Here is a 17,320-nt window from a genome sequence, read left to right on the forward strand (position 1 = left end):
CAAGGAGAGGTAATTATTAATTATTAATTATTAATTGTTGAACCATTTTCTCCCTTCTTGCTTAACCACATTATTTTTCAAAATTGTATTCTACTAAATCCTAACAAGATAGTTATAGTCAAATTACCTCAAAATTATTCATATATTTGCTTTCCTTCTGACTCCTGACTTCTTTAGAGACAATTCATAAATTGACCTTACTGATTTCTACAAAAATAACCAATATAGCAACATTTTATGAAATTGATATTACTTCTTACCGAATTATTAATTATTAATAATTGTTAATTAAATAATTCAGCTTAAAAGCCTCCCCTTTTAAGGGTAAAAAAAGCGGTCGAGGGATGGCGTTAGCGGAGCGGCTCTGATAAGAGCGGTCTCCTCGCCATATCCAATCGACCAAGAGAAGAAATAATATTTCCTTATATTCAATTCCGTAACGGTTTTAACCTTCTTGTAATTATCCATTATCCATTATCCATTAATGAATTCTTCCTTTTTTTAATCCTAAATCAACAGCAACTTTATGAGCGCAGGCAAAACCAGAAAAAGCCACAGCATTTAAACCTTGACCAGGAAATGTGCTATCTCCAACACAATATAAACCAGGTATTGCAGTACGATTAAATGGCATTGCTAATAGACCTTGTAACTTACGACTAGGAATAGGTCCATAAGTGCCATCTTCACGATTTAAAAATCTTTTATGGGAACGAGCTGTTCCTACTTCCATATAATCTAAACCAGCATCTAAACCGGGAAAAATCTTTTCTAACTTATCAATAACTCGCCCCGCAGCTTCTTCTTTTTTTGCTTCATATTCTTTGATTGTTAATCCTTGCCAATCTTCTATATAACTCGGTGTAAAACTATGAACTATATGACAACCTTTTGGCGCTAAATCTGGGTCTAAAAGTGTAGGAATAGAGACAAAAATAGTACCTTCTGATTCCTCCATTTTTTCCCAATTTTCTAAGAGAATATGATGACATTCTGTACCTGCTGGAAATACAGAAGCTTCAACTCCTAAATGTAAACTTAAAAAACTTGGTGACTTTTGATAATTACTGCGCCATTTTTTCTCACTTGACGGTATATTTTCTGCTGGAATTAATTTACCAAAAGTATCCCATCTCGTCGCATTAGAAATAACCCGTTTACCCCGATAAACCTTTCCATTAGTTAACTTCACTCCTACCGCTTTTCCCTTTTCAATAATAATTTCTTGAACCCGAGATTTATATCTAATTTCTCCCCCTGTTTTCTCCAAACCTTCTACCAATTTTTGAGAAATTTTACCCACACCACCTTTAGGATAATTAATACCACCATAATGGCGATCGGAAAACACCATTCCTGCATTAATCATTGGTGTTAAATCTGCCGGCACTACTGACCAACAATAACATTCCATATCAATAAACTTTAATAATTTTTTATCGCTAATATATCGACGTGCAACATCACCTACATTTTGAGGCAAATACTTCAATAAACCCAGACAAGAACCAGGATTTTGAAAAAATGATTTGGAGAGATATTTTAACTCTTCCAGAGATAATAACTCCATAGAATTGAGATAATTAAACACTGCCCAACATTCATCATAAAATTGACGAATTCCTTTTTTTTCATGGGGAAATATTTGAGTTAATTCTTGGATAAACTTTTCATATTCTTGGTAAACTTTTAACTCTAAATTATCTGGTAGATGATAATGTATTTGTACAGGATCAGGAATTGTTTCTATGCTAACATTTACCGCATCTAAAGCACGAGTCAATAAATTTGTTGTACCTTTCTTACCAAAACCAAATATCATTGATGCACCAACATCAAATGTATATCCTTCCCTTTCAAAATAACCGGAACTACCACCAGGAATAGTATAACCTTCTAATACTATAACCTTGCCTCCTTTAGCTGCAAGTTGAGTAGCTGTAACTAAACCACCAATACCAGAACCGATAACTATTGCATCATATTCAAGTATTGGAGGAAATTTGTCAGTTAATGACTGAGATGCAGGAGAAATTGTCATAGTAACACCTTTGAAAATTTGCTAGATTTTAGTGTAGCGCTTATGATGTTAATAATGTTTGATTTGAGTCAATCAAAGTTTAATAGTGGCGTGACAAAGCGGTCGATGGATGGCGAGGAAACCTGCGCCATATCCAATCAACCAAGATAAATAAAGTTCAATATTTCAAACCTCTGACTTTAACTAGAGGTACTGATAACTGATAACTGATAACTGATAACTGAAATGACTATGCAACTTCGTGTTTATGTCCCACCTCATCCTTTAGTCAAACATTGGTTAGGGGTAGCTCGTGACATAAATACACCCTCCGCTCTATTTCGTTCTGCAATGACAGAATTAGGTCGATGGTTAACCTATGAAGCAATTCGAGATTGGTTACCAATAATAGAAACAACAGTACAAACTCCTTTAGCTGAATCTCCTGCTACTTTTGTTAATCCTCAAGTCCCTGTCGTAGTAATACCAATTCTCCGAGCTGGTCTAGGATTATTAGAAGGAGCGCAAACTGTCTTACCATTAGCATCCATCTATCATCTGGGAATAGTTAGAAATGAAGAAACTCTCGAACCTAGCTGTTATTTGAATAAACTACCTCCCCAGTTTGCCACTAATGTTAGGGTTTTGATTTGCGACCCAATGTTAGCTACTGGTGGCACAATTATGCAAGCGATGACTGAATTAACAGAGCGTGGGGTTGATGTTGCTTCAGTCAGAATAATTTCTGTAGTAGCAGCTCCTCCTGCTCTACAAAAGTTGAGTACCACTTATCCTGACTTGGTTATCTATACAGCAACTATTGACGAGGTTGTTAATGATGTCGGCTACATTGTACCAGGTCTTGGCGATGCTGGCGATCGAACTTTTGGTACTTAGTTATATCAAATCCGGTGGGGTTCTACATAGAATCTGATTATCTATTATATAGACATCTCCAGAAAAGAGGGAACAGGCAAAAGGGAACAGGGAGAAATAATGAAAAATCGGCGTTGGTAAAGCGCGTGTATGATATTAATCTTAATCCTTTAGGAGTCAACCCACCCCTCGCCCTAACCCCTCCTGGGAGGGGAAGTCAGGAGGACCGAGTCAACCCACCCCTCGCCCCTCAGGTGGAGGGAAAGAAAGAAGAAGAAACCCCGAGTAGAAGGAGAAAGTTTTTTGGTCGCCTAAAGGTCACGGAGTTCTATGGCGCTCTTATCCGGACATGGTATCATACCTCAAATTACCAACGCCGAAAAATCAAATCAATTATCGCACTCTTATCGATCAATTCTTTCCCTCTACTCGCTACTCCCTCTTTATGGAGGAGATGCTTAATATCTGTTGATAATTCTATAATTCTCCAATATTTCATCTTCCCCACTCCCCTACTCCCCCACTCCCCCACTCCCCCACTCCCCCACTTCCAAGTATACTTCAAGCCTTCTTATTGGAGAGGTACTGACAACTGATAACTGATAACTGATAACTGAAATAACTGGCCACTTGAAGTAAATCAAAATTAATTATTGAGATTATATTAAAAATATGCTATTTTTGAAGATAGACATTAATATAAACGATTAGCTATTTGCTAAATTATGAGTAATAAAGATGGTTTTGCAAGTGGTTTGATTGCAGGAGCAGCAGTCGGCGGCTTGGTAGGTGGGTTATTGGGAATTTTAGTAGGTTCAAGAGTGTCTAATGATAATGATATAGATGAAGCAGAAAATTTATTAGAGACTCCAGAAGATACTGAAAAACAAAAAGCTATAAAAGAATCAGAAATTATAGAAGAAACTCGTCAAAGCTTGGAAGGTAAAATAGCCCAATTGAATCAAGCAATTGATGAAGTGCGCCAACAAATAAATGGTGTTAATGGAAACTTGGGAAATACTGGGCGATCGCTCTCTGAAGAATCCTCAGATTATTAAAAATAAATCTACGTTCAAAATAGATTTTAGAGATGGCTCAGAATGAAAGATTAACAACACAAAGCTGTGCTAAACTAAACTTTAATATCTATTATTGTTTGTAGTTTCAGAATAATCAAGCTTATGAATGCCTCTATAGGACTACTAGCACAAACTTTAGGAACATTTGTACAAATATACTTAATTTTAATGTTCATTAGGATCTTATTAAGTTGGTTCCCTAATATTAACTGGTACGATCCACCATTTTCTGTATTGAGTCAATTGACTGATCCTTATCTAAATATATTTCGTTCTATTATTCCACCCTTGGGAGGTATAGACTTTTCTCCCATAATCGCTATATTTGCTCTCCAGTTTGTTGCTCAAGTTTTGACTGGGTTACTAAATGGCTTGGCTTATTAGTATCTATCAATATAGTTTTCTTTTAAAAAAACTTTGAGGCAGATTGAAAAAAGATATTAATTCTTAGAAATCAACCTGCCTTCAATAATTAAAACCCATCAAATTCTTCAATAGTTTGCCACCGAACTTTATGAGAAAAGCCAGATGATTTAAACTGTTTAAGTCTCAATGGAGTAGGCAGATTTGCTGGTATGGAAACTCTAATTTCAAAATCAGTTACACCTGGGGGGACTTCTTCAATTGACCCAAGTCTTGTACGATTTTGCATAACATTATTATTATCAGCATCATAAATACGTCCATATACATCAGCATCATACAAAATTTTATCGGTAGTATTTTTGGCTTTACCAGCGATAATAAAACAGTTAGCTGCCATACTAGAGCCACTGGAAATCATTCCTTTTTCTAAGCTAGAAGGACATTGATTGTATTCTAGATCGTACAGCTGAACTGGAATTGCTGCCCAGGCAGGGCTAGTCCAGAACCAAGTTACTATGGCAACAAAGGCAGATATAATAATATTGGCAAAAAATGGCGCTCTCATATAATAAAAATTTAGATTGAGAATTATAAATAACTCTAGCTTATTTTCTTGAAAGGTGATCAAAAAAAATTGAGTCTAGTGAAATTAAGCAGCTAAACTCACCCTTGAATATATTGGCTATATTATAGTCTGCTTTAATAATTTGCATTCGCGTAACGTTGCGTAGAAAAAAAACCGTAGCAGACTATTGCTATTTCTTTTCTTTTGCAGGTTTAATACCCCACAGTCACTTGCGATACTTAAAATTGCTTGGTGTTATCAGATACGGAGTGGCTGATCGTTGACTATCCATAAGCAACTCTGACTTCTGCCTTCTGCCTTATTCAAGCTTTTTGCCAGTCAGGTCTCAAATTTTTTGCCCCTCGCAAATAGGTATGAACAATTTTTTGGGCATGGGTTTCTGGCATATTTACATGAATCAAAAATCTAATACAACGTTCTAAACTACCTTCAACGTGCATCTGCTGCACATCCAATAAAGGTACATTATTCCAGTTGGGACGTTGGCGGGCGATCGCAGCCGGAAAAATAGCATCTAAGTCACGAGTTACAGAGAAAGTCGTACTAATAATTTGGCCTGGATCGATTTGATTATGGTTCTCTAGTTCATCTAGTAGTTCCGTTACTGCCTCTTGAATGGCTTCTTTTGAGTTTTCTGAGACAGTAGTTGCCCCACGAATTGCTTGAACTCGCCACACCACGCCAAAATCCTCCCAATCAACAATTTTATTATTTGAATTTAAGGTCGATACAGCCACAAAGGTAAACCATTAGTAGAGGTTTCAAATTCTACCCAGCTTTGAGCTGCCGATAGTTTTGATGATACCTGATTATTGCCCAAAACTCGACTTACTAAAGATTTTGGTTTTTCGAGGGTACAACTTTCGGTCTTCTCTGGGTCTAATTTTATCAGTTCACAAAGCCATTTACGGGCATCTTCTTCAGTACCTAAACGGTCAACCACACCTAATTCTAATGCCTGTTCTCCTGTAAAAATTCGGCCATCTGCAAAACTTCTGACAGTTTCTACAGCTAAATTTCGTGCCTCAGCCACTATTTTGACAAATTGCTGATAACTATTATCAATCAAGTCTTGGAGAATTTGCTTTTCTGTATCTGTCATTTCTCGGTCGAAGGCCAATATATCTTTATATGGACCAGACTTTACTACTTTAAAAGAAACCCCTACTCTTTCCAAAAGACGTTCTATATTATTGCCCCGCAAAATTACCCCAATGCTACCTGTAATTGTCCCAGGGTTAGACACAATATGTTGAGAACCCATGCCAATATACACACCCCCAGAGGCTGAGATATTGCCGAAACTAGATACAATTTTGACTTTATCTTGCAAATTTTTCAGGGCATTGTAAATTTCGTGAGAGTCAGCAACAGTGCCTCCGGGACTATCAATTCTCAGTAACAGACCAGGGAATTTTCTTTCTTCTACCGTTTTTAGTGCTTCTAAAACTCGCTTTCTGGTGTCGCTCGCGATGACACCATTAATTTCAATTCGGGCAATTTGTTTACGATACCGAGGCTTAAATGGCCAAATCATACTTTTATTCAGTCAAAAGTCAAATTTAATCATAGCACAAATTATCTGAATTTATTTAATAACATATTCAACTTAAATTGTCAACAAAGATAATATTTAATGAATATTTGGAAATTTTGCCTTATTATTAATTCATTAAATTTAATAATAAATACTTCTATGAAAAATTGTTACAATTTGTAAATAAAGTTTTAATATTAAAATGTATAAAATAATGACCAAAAAATAGGGTCAATAGTCTCCCCTTGGCTGCGCCACGAGCTGTCGCTCTACAAGGGGACAGAAAAATTAAACTTCAGTATTTCGGTGCCTCTGATTTTCCTAGGTCATGCTGCGCAAACAGCGGTCGGTACTGATAACTGATGACTGATAACTGATAACTGAAATTACTATGCAGCTAAAACTGACTAACTCAAAACTCCCCTTTGCACCACTCTTACTAATTGCTCCCTTTTTCTTTTGGGGAACTGCAATGGTAGCGATGAAAGGTGTTATTCCTCAGACAACACCATTCTTTATGGCAGCAATGCGTATATTGCCAGCAGGTATATTATTGTTACTGGTAGGAATTATTCAGGGAAGACCTCAACCACAAGGAAAAATAGCTTGGTTGTGGATTTTATTATTTGCCTTAGTAGATGGTGCTTTGTTTCAGGGATTTTTGGCTCAAGGGTTAGTCAGAACAGGTGCTGGTTTGGGTTCGGTGATGATTGACTCCCAACCTCTGGCAGTAGCTATTTTATCATTGTGGTTATTTCAAGAGAGAATTAGATTTTGGGGTTGGTTAGGGTTAGGTATTGGTGTTTTTGGTATTAGTTTAATTGGTTTGCCTGATGAATGGATTGGAAGTTTGCTGCATCCAGAAACAATGGAAGCATCTCTGGGAATAGATGCACTGTTTCAAAGTGGAGAATGGTTAATGTTATTAGCATCTCTATCTATGGCAGTAGGAACAGTTTTAGTGCGTTGGGTTTGCAAATATAGTGACCCAGTTATGGCAACTGGTTGGCATTTGATTTTAGGTGGTGTTCCATTACTTGCTCTTTCCGGAGGGTTTGAGTCTCAGCAGTGGGTAAATATTGATGGGTATGGTTGGATAGCGATGGGTTATGCGACTATTTTCGGCAGCGCGATCGCCTATGGTTTATTCTTTTATTTTGCTTCTTCTGGAAATCTTACGAGTTTAAGTGCTTTAACTTTTCTAACTCCAATTTTTGCTTTATTGTTTGGCAATTTGTTTTTAGGGGAAGTTTTGAGTTCGTTACAGTCAGTGGGAGTGGGTTTAACTTTAGTTAGTATTTATTTGATTAATCAACGAGATGTGTTAGCTGAGAAGTTGAAATTGAGGAGTTCAAAAAAAGAAGGTGTTTCAAATACCACTACAGGCAATTTATTGAAACAGTCTCAACAGGAAGCAGTTGAAGTTAAGGTGCCAGTTGGAGTTGAAATATCAGAATAATTATAAATTTACCTTCATTCTCAGAAAAAGCCGATTGAAGCTAAGGTGAAAGTGGGAGTAGAAAGACCAAATTAGGCGTTGCATAGTGAAAGATTGAGACAACTTAAGTAGTTGCCTATGGTTCAAATAGTCGTAAAGTTAGTTGTAAGGCTGACATTTTGAGCAATTAACTCCTAAAAGCGTGCGCTTTTTTTCCCCAGAAAAAAGGCTTGATTCTTTATCTGTAAATGCTTTTAGACTCGCTCGGCAAGCCCTATTTCTGATTAGTCCAGTAGGGTGCGTTAATGAAATGTAACGCACCAAATACAAACAACCTATAATGGTGTGGTGTTTACAGATTTCACCAGAATAACAAATGCTTTCCTTCTCCTCCTTTCTCAAATTATCGCTTTTTGTAATATAGTATCTGCAACTCTAAGAGCATTAGCCGCAATAGTCAGAGCTGGACTAACACCCAAAGCATTTGGCATAAAACCACCATCCACAACAAAGACATTTTCATGGTCATGTAAACGACAGTCTTGGTCAAGCACAGATGTATTTGGATCTTTACCAAAGCGAGTTGTACCTACCTGATGGGACGTATGAATATCATCCTTATGACCCATTGCCCCAAAACATAATACCGCTCCTGCTGACCGAAATACCCGTTTTAACTTAGTCATGTAATACCGAGAACGGAAAACATCATAAGAATGAAATTTGTGGAACAGACGAATTTTCCCATCCTTACCAACTTCTATCCGATTTTCCTCTTGGGGTAAGTCTTCCACAATACCAGTTATTACTAACATTCGCTTCAACAGAAATTCGGCGATAGGTTGAGGAATTGGCACAGGAAAATTTTCTTGTAGAGAAAGAAGTCCAGGAATAGGTACAGTTTGAGCTAACCCTAATTTATGTGGAAATTCTTTGGAACCAAGATAGAGGTCTGTAAACCCTAACTGTTTAATAAATTTATCCGCCCCACCAGTAGATTGTTTGAATAATCCTGCCACTAAAGCACCACAATGATACATATAATTCCGCCCTAGTTGTCCGCTACCCCCTGTTAAACCAGACTTCATCAGAATGACTGGACTACCCAATGCTCCAGCAGACAGAATATAAATTTTGGCTGTGAGTTCCTCAACTGTGCCAGTTTTGCGACAACGAAGGCGGATAGCAGTAACTTTTTGACTGGTATTAGTAACTAAATGTTCTGCCTCTGTCAGAGTTTGAACTTTGAGGTTATAATTAAGAGTTGCCTTATCAATAGCACGCATCACTGTAGAAGCACGAGATTCATTGGGGCAATAGAAACCAGGACATTTAGAACAACGTAGACAAGTATCGAAGTTTATACCGAAGGCAAGATGAAATGGAGTTAGTCCCGCAGCTTTAATACCTTTTTCTAATTGTTGGTTAATTGGTTCCAGTGGGGGAACTGTGGCCGGATAACCATTACTTGGCGTACCAATATTCAGCATTTTGTGTGGTTTATCCCCGGCGACATTAAATAAAGCTTCTGCCTGGTCGAAGTAGGGAGCCATTTGATCATAAGTGATTGGCCAATCCCATAGATGACGGGGTAACCATTGGTCATAAAATTTACCTGGATGGAAATCGTATGGACTTGGGCGCATGAGTACCCCACCATATAGGGATGTACCACCACCTAATATTCCTGCGATGTGAAGTTGGGCGCTACGTCCATTTACTTGAATTTGGCGATCATCAAAAGCTTCTTTATCAATCAGCATTCGTTGCTCATCTTGAAAGGCTTCAACATCACTAAATCTAGGACCACGTTCCACAAGGAGAACTCGTTTACCAGCTTTTGCTAGAGTATGGGCAATTGTTCCTCCCCCTGCACCACTGCCAATAATTATTGCGTCAAAATCGTAACCCACTACTCTCTCCAAATATATTTTTTGAGTTTTGTTTTTGATTAAATAAACTTAAGTATAAGTTACCTAAAATATATGAATAATTTCTCATTAATTTTTTGTTATTTGAGATACAAAACACTTTATATCTAGAACAAAAAGGGGAGTAAATATTATCAATATAAAAAAGCTAAAAATTTCAAGTTTACCTCTAGCAAAAAAAATAGCGATCGCCTTACTTAACCTCTGAATTTAAAACAATACTATTAAGTTTAGAGTTTAGCTGAGGGCATCAATCAATAATAAAGTAAAATTATAGCTATTATCATTTTCCTTATGGGTTTAATATCCCACCGTCAACGGGGGTGCTCAAAATTTTTTGGGGTGAGAATCCCCATGCAATTTTCCCTTCTGCCTTCTGCCTTCCTCAAGGCTATTATTGATTTGGTAGACAATAAAAATTATTACCGTCGTAACAGAATAGTTAGGGAAATTTGTCTTGCTCAGTTTAACCCAAAAATAAGGTCAATAGCCTCCCCTTTCAAGGGTATTAAAAAAAATCAAGTTCAATATTTCAAGCCTCTGACTTTAACTAGAGGTACTGATAACTGATAACTGATAACTGATAACTGAAATGACTGGTTTAGTTTATGGCAGTCGAAGGAAAGGTTAGGACAGAACGACAGCTTAAAACTCAGACAACACAATATTTTCCTGCTTCTGCCTTCTGCCTTCTATCTTCTGCCTTCTTCAACTTTAAACTTTCTCTTTTTCACGTTCTTGTGCAAACAATTTTTCTAAACGGTCTGCCCAATGTTTCTGATTAATATTAGCATCTTGAATATAGGGAGAAATTGCAATTAGCTTCATAAATAATTCATTAAAAACTGAAAGAGGAAAACCCATTGGTCTCATTATATCTAAGAATAAAACTACACGGACACCGTCAGTTTCATTCCAAGCTTCATGGGGAAAAGAATCATCAAACATCATACTTTTTCCTTCTTCCCAATGACGGGTTTCATCACCCACCCGAATACGACATTTTTCTTTTGGTTCAGGTACTTTTAATGCTAATAAATAACGAACAACTCCTTTGTAGGGACCTCGATGTTCGGGGATATGTTTACCAGGCAATAAAATAGAAAAGAATGCTGTTTTCATCCCCGGAATTTTTTCAATTAAACGAGTTGTTTCAGGGCATCTTTGACAATTTTTTTCTGATTTAATACCATACCCATACATAAAAAATGTTTTCCACAAATCATCAGGGCTAGTATAATCAGCTTGGTCTGGAGAAATGTCTTGGAAATTTGGTAAATTATCTCGGTATTTGAGGAGTTCATCTAATTCTTTCCGAATCAATACCCAATTTGCTTCTACCTCAGTGGTCCAGTCAAATTGTTTAGAGTCAAAAAATGCTGTATCGCCAATCAAGGAATATTTAGGAATTAACTTTTCATAATATCCAAGAAGTTTAACTCCAATACTATATATTAATATTCTCCTAAATTTTGCCCTGATTGTTTCTAAAGAGAGATTCACCATAGATTTTTTTGGCTTGAATTTAAGCTGTTTGGATAGTTTTTATTTAACCAGTCCAAGTTAATATAGTACACAAACTAATATTTTGGAAGTCCAGAATAATTAAAACATTTTAAAAAAATTGTCTATGGCACTACGTCTTTTGGTATCCATTCTTAGAAACCTACGATTATCTACATAAATCTATGATTTTCTCTAAATAATCATAGTTCTTGTCAAGCTGTTATTTACCCCCAATTTACTGAGCGGATACAAAATCACCTAAATAACACGGGAGCATGAAAGCCATAGTCTTTTAAGCGATGGATCAAAGGTGAGGAGTCGGATTTTAATCCGAATATTTTATTTTACCTCAAAGCAACGTTGAAGCTCCCCGTGTTTGAACCGGGACATGAAAACAAGGGAGTTGTTTGGACTAGACAACTTTAGTTGTCCTTTGTTACTATGATCAATAATAAGTTTTCGCACCGCCGGTTTCCAATTTACTCTTGTCCGCAAGTTTTAGTAAGTAAAAATCCCGAATTAATTGCTATCTTAAAATTCTTATGTGAACAGTCTCACAAGCTCACTAACATGGGAATATATTATGGCAGACAATTATATTTTAAGTCTCACAAAACTCCAGGTAAGTATGACGCAGGAAAAAGTCTACAAAAATTCCAAAAATCCAAAATAAAATCAATTCTTATCCATAAATAATCAATTACTCCCCTCCTGGGAGGGGCGAGGGGTGGGTTCCCTGTTCCCTGTTCCCTGTTCCCTGTTCCCTCTTTTCTGGAGATGTCTAATGAAAAATCCCAATACAAAATATGATTTTCTAATTGTAGGTAGCGGCATCTTTGGTATCACTGCTACTGTAGAATTAGCCAAAAGAAAATATAAAGTGGCAGTTATTAACCCAGACACCATTCCCCATCATCTAGCAGCTTCTGCTGATATTACTAAAGTTGTCCGTATGGAATATGGTACCGATAAAGAATATTTCCGCATGGCAGAAATATGTATCGATCGCTGGAAAGAGTGGAATGATTTTTTTGGGGAAGAATTATACCACGAAGTAGGTTTTTTAATGCTGTGTAAAGATAAAATAGAAAGCGATCGCCACAGCTTTGAAAAATTTAGTTACCAAAATCTCATCGAAAGTGGTTATTCTCCAGACAGAATGAATGCTGAAAGTATTAAAGAACGTTTTCCAGTTGTGAATACCTCGGTTTACATAGATGCTAATTTTAATCCGAAAGCAGGTTATGTAGAATCTTCACTGGTAGTAGAAAAACTAACTGAGTATGCTTGTTCTTTAGGTGTTGAAATTTACCAAGGGCAAACCGCAGAAAGTTTGATTGTAGAAAACGGGAAGCTACAAGGAGTAAAAACTAGAGAGGGAAATACTTTTCAATGTGGTCATGCGCTGGTAGCAGCAGGTGCGAATACTCCCTATCTTTTGCCAGAACTACAACCTTACATGAAAACGACTGGTCATCCTGTTTTTTGGTTAAAACCTCAAAACCCTAAATACTTTTCGTCACCATATTTGAGTGTTTTTGCAGCCGATATTTCTAATTCTGGTTGGTATGGTTTTCCTTTTTTGCCTAAATATGGTGTTGTCAAGATAGCTAAACATTCTAGTGGTGTACCTCTTCATCCCGAAAATAGCGATCGCCGAATAAAGGATAATGAAGTGGAAAATATGCGGTCTTTTCTGAAAATGACTTTCCCCGAACTGGTAGATGCACCTTTGGTATATACTCGTAAATGTTTATATACTGATACTCTTGACGGACACTTTTGGATAGATAACCATCCAGAAATTAAAGGTCTTGCTGTTAGTAGCGGTGGCAGTGGTCATGGATTTAAAATGGCACCTTTATTAGGGGAAATAGCAGCAGATGTTGTGGAAGGGAAATCACATCAATTTTCTCAAAGGTTTAGATGGCGACATTTAACACCTGATACCATTCAAGCTGAAGAAGCTAGAGGTTCTGAAATTTAGGCGTTGCATAGAGTGCGGGATGAATTTGTGCGTTTGGGGGGTGTGGGGAGTGTGGGGAGTGTGGGAGAAGTTATAGAGAAAGAGGAAGTACAAAAATTCATCCCTTGGTTCAGCAAAACCGAAATTTAGTGCCACTTTGGGTTCATACACTTAGAGCTACAAATTTTCAAATCCTGAAAAGATTGTCAAATAGCCGAATATTATGAGTAAAAAAGTTTTAAGCTGAATATAGTAGTGAGAAATTGCCCAAGCGATCGCTACCAAATTCATTACCTTTGACACCAGTACCGGATATTGTGGCAGAGTTAGGAAAATTAAAGCAGTCTCACCAATATTTAATTGGTTTTGCAGCACAGACTGGAGATATTGTTGCGCCTGCTTTGGATAAATTGCGAGTTAAAAATTTAGATGCTATTGTTGCTAACCCTATAGATCGCGAAGGTGCAGGTTTTGGCAGTAATACAAATCAGGGAATTTTTCTGGATGCAGAAGGTTGGCAGTTAGATATTCCCTCTTGTAGTAAATTAGAGATGGCGCATCGTTTGTGGGATTTTGTTTTGGAGCGGTATGCGGTAAATAGATGACAAAAGTGGACAATAAGTTTATTCTCTAACATTAGCCTAAATAATTGTTTGCAAAAGTAGTGATTTACTGTTACGATATATATCGGGATTTATAGTTATAATATTGTTTGTAATGAAACAAGGAGAAATTTATCAGAAACCGACAACTAAACAACTTCAGAATCAGTTCGGAGAAAGTCAAAACTTTACTGGTCTGACATCTATATATAACCCTAATTCAAGAACACAACTACAATATTGGTGTGGATGAGGGGTTTGAGTAGCAACCGATGAAGAAATCGGGTTTATTCCCCTGATTATTGTGTTTCAAATCAGGAAATTTCGTAGATAAATCTGGTTTCTGTTTAAGTCATATTAATTTAATTAGTTATTGAGGAATTAATTATGTTTGAACTTTTTGCAAGTCTGCTGATAACACAACGGATGGTAGAATGGTATCCCGTAGGAGCTAACCGTAAAGCCACAACATCAATAAACATGAACACTATTGAATACCTGGGCGATAACTTGTGGGGAGCAGAAATATTAAAGCAATACGACCAGGAAGACGAAGATGGAATGAGAGAAGTCTATATGCGAGTGCAAATTGATTGTAATACTCGCAGATTTCTTCCTATAGTAATCAGACGAATAACTGCTACAGGTCAAGTTATTGTGGAAACAACACTAGAAGGAAATGGGTTTATATCTCCAATAGGTTCAGAAAAAGGAATTTTGACAATATGCGATCGCTAATCAAATCAACAGTTAAAAGTAATATCAAATCCACGGTCATTGCGACGATAGGAACCAATCTCAGGGGTGTCACGAGATTGCTTCCTTCCACTCCGTTCCAGTCGCAATGACTTACTTGGGTATAGTAGTTATCCGGATTTGATATAATAACCCAACACAACACCATTCAAATTGGAATTTGGTTAGGTTTCACTATCGTTCTACCCAACCTACTTGACTGCATAAGTCCTGCTGATAACTGATAACTGATAACTGATTAATCTCCCCCACCAGCTTTTCAAGCAATAGCTTGACTCGGTTGAGGATCGGGTAACTTCAGGGGAACTAAAGCTGCTCCCAACACAAACAACATTGATACCCACAGACAACAGACTAAACCAAATATCTGATCAACTAATCCAGATAAAACTGTACCAGCAAGACGACCACCAGAATTAGCCATATAATAGAAGCCAAAATTTAAAGCTACTTTGTCATCATCTGTAAATGCCAATACCAGGTAGGTAGGAATGAACCACAGAATTAAAAGCAAACACTACACCAAACAACATCAAACCACTAACAACAACCCAATTAGCAGGTAAACCTAATTGTAACGCAATAGCGATCGCGCCGGGAATACCAGTTAATGTAAACGTCCAAAATTGAATAGTTTTTGATTGTGGTGGCTCACCGGAACCAAATTTTTGTATAAGTGTTGGTGCTAAAAATCTTGCAAAAACTTACTTTGAGCTTCTCGTAAATCAATTTCTGGATTTACACTCAAAATTTTCTCCATAGCATCACTGTAGGTGAACCCAGAAACAATTAAATACGCAGCAATAGCTGTACCTGTTCGTCTTCTACCACTGGTACAATGAATCGCAACTCCATTTCCCTGATTATTTTGAGCATCAATAAAATCCTGTAATTGCTGAACCTGTTCGCGACTTGGAGGAGTGCCGCCTTTAGTCGGTAACCACAGATGAGGTAAGTTAGCTTGTTTGTACAATTCCAAATTAGAGGGGTCATCCATCACCGAGACTATTGACCTCACACCTAATGTTTGTAATTCAGGCAATTCTTCTGCCAAAGGTTTGCGGACTCCTGCCAGTTTATCTGGAATAACCCACCATAAATTTTCTGCTATCGGTTGAATTGTTTTTTCTTCCATAGTTAATTTCCTTCCTTTTTTTTACGCTCACTATAACGATCTGTCAAATAATCAACCTTATCTCGCAATAATAATGTGAACTTGTATAGTTCCTCCATAACATCAACAACGCGATCGCGATCAGCTGAATCTTTCATTGTCCCATCTTCATTAAATTCTTGATAAGCTTTCGCTACAGAAGACTGATTCGGAATAGTAAACATTCGCATCCATCTGCCTAAAATTCGTAGGGTATTAACTGCATTAAAAGACTGAGAACCCCCACTAACTTGCATAACTGCTAAAGTTTTTCCTTGAGTTGGACGCACTGAACCAATGCTTAAAGGAATCCAATCAATTTGATTTTTGAGAATACCTGTAATATTACCGTGCATTTCTGGAGAAGACCAGACTAGACCTTCAGACCATTGACTCAATTCTAGTAACTCTTGAACTTTCGGATGAGAATCTTCCACTCGTCCTCGTAAAGGTAAGTCATGGGGATGAAAGAACTTCACTTCCGCCCCCATTTCTGTAATTATCCGAGCAGCTTCTTCTGCTAACAAACGACTATAGGAACGTTCGCGCAGAGACCCGTATAGGAATAAAATTCTTGGAGGATGGTCAAAATTTGTCATTTTTGAATTCTATAAGGTGGTAGGTTTTAGGTTGTAGGTGGTAGGTGTTAGCTTGTAGGTTGTAGGTTGTCAAGAACAAATTTTAAGTTGGCAGTTTCAATATCTTCAAAAACAGGATTTACCCATGAGGTAGGACAAACTAGGATTTGAGATTGCTTTTCGTTCCGGACTGCTCCGCAAACGCTGTCGGTCGCTTTGGACGAAAATACATTGCTATACTGCATAAGTCCTAATAAATTTATGCCAATTCACTTTAGGGATGTCTTAACGAAGTCAGAAGTCAGAAGTCAGAAGTTATTTTTGTAACGGGGATGCGTGAGCAACTCTCCAAAAATATTATGTCTTAAAAGACGGGGTTGCGCGACCCATATTATTTTGATAAATAGTTTCGCTCCTTATAAATGTCAAATAATTGCCCCAAACTATGGTCTTATCAAAATTTTTAGTATATCAAATCTAACTTCTGACTTCAGAAGTTATTTTTGTAACGGGGATGCGTGAGCAACTCTCCAAAAATATTATGTCTTAAAAGACGGGGTTGCGCGACCCATATTATTTTGATAAATAGTTTCGCTCCTTATAAATGTCAAATAATTGCCCCAAACTATGGTCCTATCAAAGTTTTTAGTAGATAAAATCTAACTTATGACTTCTGACTTGTGACTTCAGTGAAACTTTCTCCCCTACTCCCCCACTCCCGCACTCCCGCACTCCCCTACTCTCCTACTCTCCAACAAATGGAGTCGCACAACAACGGGGGTCAATTAATGTTGCCTTCTCTGGTTGGCGAGGAAACCAAAAAGCTGTACGTTTACAAAATTCTACCAACATCAACATGACTGGTACTTCTATTAATACTCCCACTACTGTTGCTAAAGCTGCCCCAGAATTTAAGCCAAACAAAG

The 17,320-nt window shown here is 37.3% G+C and carries 19 protein-coding genes and 2 pseudogenes; 11 read left to right on the plus strand and 10 right to left on the minus strand.

All coding sequences use genetic code 11. From position 1 onward, the window contains the following. Positions 1 to 481: 481 nt before the first annotated feature. Positions 482 to 2,041 carry a carotenoid isomerase gene (gene crtH, locus F6K18_RS29930; RefSeq protein ID WP_287526320.1) on the minus strand — a complete coding sequence of 520 codons (1,560 nt, stop codon included), beginning with the start codon at positions 2,039 to 2,041 and terminating at the stop codon, positions 482 to 484. Between the two features lie 18 nt (positions 2,042 to 2,059). On the opposite strand from crtH, the gene F6K18_RS29935 reads away from it, so the two are divergent. From F6K18_RS29935 to F6K18_RS29955, 5 genes are all read left to right on the plus strand, one after another. Next, positions 2,060 to 2,191, plus strand: coding sequence for a hypothetical protein (locus F6K18_RS29935; protein ID WP_287526323.1), 132 nt, complete (start codon positions 2,060 to 2,062; stop codon positions 2,189 to 2,191). Positions 2,192 to 2,266: 75 nt separating this feature from the next. Next, the gene (gene upp, locus F6K18_RS29940; RefSeq protein WP_287526324.1) at positions 2,267 to 2,917 is read left to right on the plus strand and encodes a uracil phosphoribosyltransferase; all 651 of its coding nucleotides are present in this window, start codon (positions 2,267 to 2,269) and stop codon (positions 2,915 to 2,917) included. A gap of 113 nt (positions 2,918 to 3,030) precedes the next feature. Next, a complete protein-coding gene (locus F6K18_RS29945) occupies positions 3,031 to 3,492 on the plus strand; it encodes a hypothetical protein (protein ID WP_287526326.1) in 462 nt (153 codons plus the stop codon). A gap of 129 nt (positions 3,493 to 3,621) precedes the next feature. After that, positions 3,622 to 3,954, plus strand: a complete 333-nt coding sequence (locus F6K18_RS29950) for a hypothetical protein (protein WP_287526328.1) — start codon at positions 3,622 to 3,624, stop codon at positions 3,952 to 3,954. Positions 3,955 to 4,077: 123 nt separating this feature from the next. Further along, complete coding sequence (locus F6K18_RS29955; protein ID WP_124144827.1) at positions 4,078 to 4,359, plus strand: YggT family protein; 282 nt, start codon at positions 4,078 to 4,080, stop codon at positions 4,357 to 4,359. An 88-nt stretch (positions 4,360 to 4,447) separates the two neighbouring features. Here F6K18_RS29955 and F6K18_RS29960 read toward each other — a convergent pair whose 3' ends face one another. From F6K18_RS29960 to sppA, 3 genes are all read right to left on the minus strand, one after another. Then, on the minus strand, positions 4,448 to 4,906 hold the full coding sequence (locus F6K18_RS29960; RefSeq protein WP_287526329.1) for a hypothetical protein: 459 nt from the start codon (positions 4,904 to 4,906) through the stop codon (positions 4,448 to 4,450). Positions 4,907 to 5,229: 323 nt separating this feature from the next. Beyond that, complete coding sequence (gene aroH, locus F6K18_RS29965) at positions 5,230 to 5,607, minus strand: chorismate mutase (protein WP_287526356.1); 378 nt, start codon at positions 5,605 to 5,607, stop codon at positions 5,230 to 5,232. 38 nt (positions 5,608 to 5,645) lie between these two features. Continuing rightward, positions 5,646 to 6,464, minus strand: a complete 819-nt coding sequence (gene sppA / locus F6K18_RS29970) for a signal peptide peptidase SppA (RefSeq protein ID WP_287526332.1) — start codon at positions 6,462 to 6,464, stop codon at positions 5,646 to 5,648. Positions 6,465 to 6,855: 391 nt separating this feature from the next. Between sppA and F6K18_RS29975 the strand changes: the two genes are divergently transcribed. Then, on the plus strand, positions 6,856 to 7,923 hold the full coding sequence (locus F6K18_RS29975; RefSeq protein ID WP_287526334.1) for a DMT family transporter: 1,068 nt from the start codon (positions 6,856 to 6,858) through the stop codon (positions 7,921 to 7,923). A 377-nt stretch (positions 7,924 to 8,300) separates the two neighbouring features. On the opposite strand, the gene F6K18_RS29980 is transcribed toward F6K18_RS29975, so the two are convergent. Continuing rightward, positions 8,301 to 9,815, minus strand: coding sequence for a GMC family oxidoreductase (locus tag F6K18_RS29980; RefSeq protein WP_287526337.1), 1,515 nt, complete (start codon positions 9,813 to 9,815; stop codon positions 8,301 to 8,303). 732 nt (positions 9,816 to 10,547) lie between these two features. After that, the gene (locus F6K18_RS29985) at positions 10,548 to 11,339 is read right to left on the minus strand and encodes an aspartyl/asparaginyl beta-hydroxylase domain-containing protein (RefSeq protein ID WP_287526340.1); all 792 of its coding nucleotides are present in this window, start codon (positions 11,337 to 11,339) and stop codon (positions 10,548 to 10,550) included. Between the two features lie 784 nt (positions 11,340 to 12,123). Between F6K18_RS29985 and F6K18_RS29990 the strand changes: the two genes are divergently transcribed. The 5 genes and pseudogenes from F6K18_RS29990 (at position 12,124) to F6K18_RS30010 (ending at position 14,645) form a co-directional block, all read left to right on the plus strand. After that, positions 12,124 to 13,326, plus strand: a complete 1,203-nt coding sequence (locus tag F6K18_RS29990; RefSeq protein ID WP_287526343.1) for an FAD-binding oxidoreductase — start codon at positions 12,124 to 12,126, stop codon at positions 13,324 to 13,326. A gap of 3 nt (positions 13,327 to 13,329) precedes the next feature. After that, positions 13,330 to 13,455 (plus strand): hypothetical protein, encoded by a 126-nt coding sequence (locus F6K18_RS29995; RefSeq protein WP_287526345.1) that lies wholly within the window; start codon positions 13,330 to 13,332, stop codon positions 13,453 to 13,455. A gap of 92 nt (positions 13,456 to 13,547) precedes the next feature. Continuing rightward, positions 13,548 to 13,910, plus strand: a pseudogene (locus F6K18_RS30000) (phosphopantothenoylcysteine decarboxylase); the annotation flags it as partial. Positions 13,911 to 14,022: 112 nt separating this feature from the next. After that, positions 14,023 to 14,160: a hypothetical protein gene (locus F6K18_RS30005; RefSeq protein WP_287526346.1), complete on the plus strand. Its 138-nt coding sequence runs from the start codon at positions 14,023 to 14,025 to the stop codon at positions 14,158 to 14,160. A 134-nt stretch (positions 14,161 to 14,294) separates the two neighbouring features. Then, the gene (locus tag F6K18_RS30010) at positions 14,295 to 14,645 is read left to right on the plus strand and encodes a hypothetical protein (protein WP_287526347.1); all 351 of its coding nucleotides are present in this window, start codon (positions 14,295 to 14,297) and stop codon (positions 14,643 to 14,645) included. Between the two features lie 277 nt (positions 14,646 to 14,922). Here F6K18_RS30010 and F6K18_RS30015 read toward each other — a convergent pair whose 3' ends face one another. The 4 genes and pseudogenes from F6K18_RS30015 to F6K18_RS30030 all read right to left on the minus strand — a co-directional run. Then, on the minus strand, positions 14,923 to 15,177 hold the full coding sequence (locus tag F6K18_RS30015; protein WP_287526349.1) for a hypothetical protein: 255 nt from the start codon (positions 15,175 to 15,177) through the stop codon (positions 14,923 to 14,925). Between the two features lie 171 nt (positions 15,178 to 15,348). Beyond that, on the minus strand, positions 15,349 to 15,798 hold the full coding sequence (locus tag F6K18_RS30020) for a dual specificity protein phosphatase family protein (RefSeq protein WP_287526350.1): 450 nt from the start codon (positions 15,796 to 15,798) through the stop codon (positions 15,349 to 15,351). Between the two features lie 2 nt (positions 15,799 to 15,800). Beyond that, a complete protein-coding gene (arsH, locus tag F6K18_RS30025) occupies positions 15,801 to 16,415 on the minus strand; it encodes an arsenical resistance protein ArsH (protein ID WP_287526352.1) in 615 nt (204 codons plus the stop codon). Between the two features lie 723 nt (positions 16,416 to 17,138). Then, positions 17,139 to 17,320: pseudogene (locus F6K18_RS30030) on the minus strand (hypothetical protein); the annotation flags it as partial.

This window comes from Okeania sp. SIO2C2 (assembly GCF_010692625.1).
In the GTDB taxonomy this organism is placed as follows: Bacteria; Cyanobacteriota; Cyanobacteriia; order Cyanobacteriales; family Microcoleaceae; genus Okeania; species Okeania hirsuta.